The 2,996-nt window shown below is 66.9% G+C and carries 4 protein-coding genes; 2 read left to right on the top strand and 2 right to left on the bottom strand.

Annotated elements, in window-relative coordinates:
• The first annotated feature begins 650 nt into the window (after positions 1–650).
• Positions 651–848 carry a hypothetical protein gene (locus B073_RS46235; protein WP_158690093.1) on the top strand — a complete coding sequence of 66 codons (198 nt, stop codon included), beginning with the start codon at positions 651–653 and terminating at the stop codon, positions 846–848.
• Positions 849–1,025: 177 nt separating this feature from the next.
• The gene (locus tag B073_RS46230) at positions 1,026–1,430 is read left to right on the top strand and encodes a hypothetical protein (RefSeq protein ID WP_158690092.1); all 405 of its coding nucleotides are present in this window, start codon (positions 1,026–1,028) and stop codon (positions 1,428–1,430) included.
• Between the two features lie 75 nt (positions 1,431–1,505).
• On the opposite strand, the gene B073_RS47075 is transcribed toward B073_RS46230, so the two are convergent.
• Both B073_RS47075 and B073_RS39220 read right to left on the bottom strand, forming a co-directional pair.
• Complete coding sequence (locus tag B073_RS47075; RefSeq protein ID WP_161195953.1) at positions 1,506–1,709, bottom strand: hypothetical protein; 204 nt, start codon at positions 1,707–1,709, stop codon at positions 1,506–1,508.
• Between the two features lie 85 nt (positions 1,710–1,794).
• Positions 1,795–2,385, bottom strand: coding sequence for an RICIN domain-containing protein (locus tag B073_RS39220; protein ID WP_018537222.1), 591 nt, complete (start codon positions 2,383–2,385; stop codon positions 1,795–1,797).
• Positions 2,386–2,996: the final 611 nt, after the last annotated feature.

Here is a 2,996-nt window from a genome sequence, read left to right as displayed (position 1 = left end):
CCGGTCCTATTCGGAGCGGGCACCTCACCGTCGTCCCCCAGGGCCGGCTCGGTGTCCGGACGGCCGACGGCGCCCGCTCCTGGAGTCCCGCCTTCTCCCTCACCAACCGGTAATCGTGCCACCCGTCCCCCCGAGCCGCCGTCCGATCTGAACTCAGATGATGCCCCACCTCCCGCACTTCACTCCTCGGATCGGCCGGCCAACCGCAGGCTGGGCATGGTCGGCTTGTACCTCCTCCCAGCCGCCAGCTCCCGCCAGCTGCCGGACGTCATCCGGTTCCCGGCGTTCGGCGACCGCCTCGGACAAGGCGGCCCCGCAGTAGGCAGTTCGCATCGACCCGGCCGATTGCCGGGGGCGGTGGTTGGCCGGACATGCTACGCGTCCGGAGAGAGTGGATGAGCGTGTCCGAACACGACGGCGCACAGGCGGCAACTGGGCACTCCCGCCGACCGCGGGCCGTATGCGACGGATCCGGAGGAGCAGGCGGAGCTGTGGGCGGCCAGGCACGCCGCGTGGCGCCGGATCGCCGCGCTGTTGGAAGCCTCCGGAGGGCAGGCGTACGACCCTGAGCAGGACGCCCGGGGCACGCTCTGGGCGCGCAGGAACGGGAACCTCGGCGGCAGGAGGCCCTCGACCGGCACAGAGCGTGGGTGAAGGAGCGCCAGGACGCGAAGGACGAACTGCGGACGCAGGTGTGGCTGCCGGCGGACACCAGTCGCCGGCTGCGTGCCATCGCGGAGCGAGCCGGCCTCCGTCCTGAGCAGATCCTCGCCCAACTCGCCGAGCACGCGGTCCTGGGCGACGACGGCGCTGTGTCCGTTGCGCGGTGCATCCCGGAGCGCGGTTGAACAGGGCTTGGCCTCCCCGGTCCGGTCCGGCGGGCCTAGCCTGTCCAAGTGAACGAGGGGCCGCGACTGCGGCGTCTGGGAGCGTGGCCCCCGTACCGTTCGGTCATGGAACGCACCCCTATGCCCGAGCCGCTGCGCCGCGCGGTCCACCAACTCGTTGCCGAAGCAGAGGTCTGAATGAATGACACGGCAGATCAGGACCTGGAGACTGTACCTATTCTGGTGCATGTCGTCCCGGCAATCGACCATGAAGACGCGGAAATCAGACTTCAAGAAGGCCGAGAAGACTTCAGTGAGCACGCTCTGATCAAGATGCCGTGGAGTCGCCCCGAAATCGAGGTCGACGAGGCATCCCTGCGTTTGAGGGATTTGAAAGCTGGCTTCGAAAGAATTCGACACCAGGTAGAGTCGATTATGACCATGCAGCCGCCCCCCAGCGACAGCCACTTGAGAATTACTGAGGTCACTGCAAAATTGGGGATCTCGGCGAAGGGTGGGATTGCTTTCATCGCCGAGGCTGGAGTCGAGGCTTCTCTTGAAGTCAAATTTGTACGATCTTCCAGGCAAGACGGAGCAGCGTAGCCCCTTGGAGCTCATGGAACGCTGTGTGCGGGCGTTCTCCGTGCCCACCGCGGTGTTCGGGCACCAGCGTCAGATTCACCTCTGCCGGTTTTCCCAGAAGCGGGCGAGCTGCCGCTGGGGAGCGCCGGCCTGGTCGAAGGTGACCATCAGGCGCGGCACATCGTCGAGGTCGCCGTCGAGGGCGGGCCCCGACGTCCTGGCCGCCCAGCGACGCGAACGCGCCCGCGCCCGCGCCCGCAGCGCGAAAGGAACCCGCCGGGGCGGACGACCACTCGCCACCTGAGACCGCGCCCCGGACCCCTGATCGTTCCCGTCACAGGATTGGACGCCAAGTGACGGACGGGCCAGGGCGGCTCACGGCTGATCAGGCGTGTCGCGGGTGGAAGTTCTGATCGGAAGCGCCATTGCAGCTCCACTGGATGAGTGGAGCTCGGTTGGCAGTGCTTCCGCCCTGGATGCTCAGACACTCGCGACTGTGCTGGGGAATCAGCCTGCTGTTTGCGCCGATGAACGCCTGATCCAGCGATCCATTGCAGTTCCACTGGATCACGGGGGTGCCTTTGCGCTTGCTGCCGCCCTTGACACTCATGCAGCGACCGCTGTGCCGAGCCTGCAACTGGAAGCCGGTTTTCGAGGTCGAGGCGATCCATTGCTGGTTGTACTGCCCAACACAGGTGTACTGGTTGACGGCAGCGCCGTTGCTGCTGCTGTACCCGTCGACGGTCAGGCACTTCCCACTGTGCTCATTGACGATGTAGTTGTACCCAGCGGCTGCCGGCACGAGCTTGAGGCCGCCGCTTAACAGGATGGTTGGGGAAGTCACCGCGGTGGATATGGCCGTGCGGGCGGCGCGCGTGCTGTGTGCCGCCTGGGCCGGCACGGTCAGGCCCGCCACTGCCAACCCTGTGAGGGCCGTGGTGGCTGTGACGGCGGTGATGCGCTTGCGGACGTTCATGACGCGTTCCCTTCGTCGGCGGCGCCGTGCGGTGCTCCCGATGCGCCGTGGCGTGCACAGAGCAGGATGCCCCGGAAATGAAGGGGGAGCCAGAGCCGTACGCCTAGTGAGGAATCCCCGGGACGTCCCTTGGCGCCAGCGGCCACCCAGCTGTCCGGCCACTGCTTACCACTGACCTCACCACGGCCATCTCCGCAGGTCACGGGTCGGGGTAAGCACTTGGGTATCCGGCGCTGTCTTTGCGCCGTAGGCGGGCACTACGGGCGGGGGTAGGGCTCGTCTCCGTTGACCAGGCGCCGGATCATACGGCCGAGGCGGCTGGTGGGCTCGGCTAGTGCTGTGACCGGGAAGGTTCACCGTGATCGGAAGGCGGCTCGTGGGACGAGCGCACGCGAAAGAGCAATGCTCAAGCCCTGTGGATCGGTTCCGGGAGGGACGCGAGGGCGTACCTTCCCGGATGATCCCGTGATGGTCATCGAGTAGGCCGACGTTCGCGGCGTCGGTCGGGAAGGCACGCCCGGTGCGACGTGAAGTCACATCGCACGCAGAGTCCGCAGGAGAGGAGACGTGTCATGCGGACCTGACCAGTGACCAACGGTCAGTCCCCAGCC

The sequence above is a fragment of the Streptomyces sp. MspMP-M5 genome, assembly GCF_000373585.1.
Classification (GTDB): Bacteria; Actinomycetota; Actinomycetes; order Streptomycetales; family Streptomycetaceae; genus Streptomyces.
Note: the sequence above shows the minus strand (reverse complement) of the source record. Positions and strands in the feature narration are given on the sequence as shown.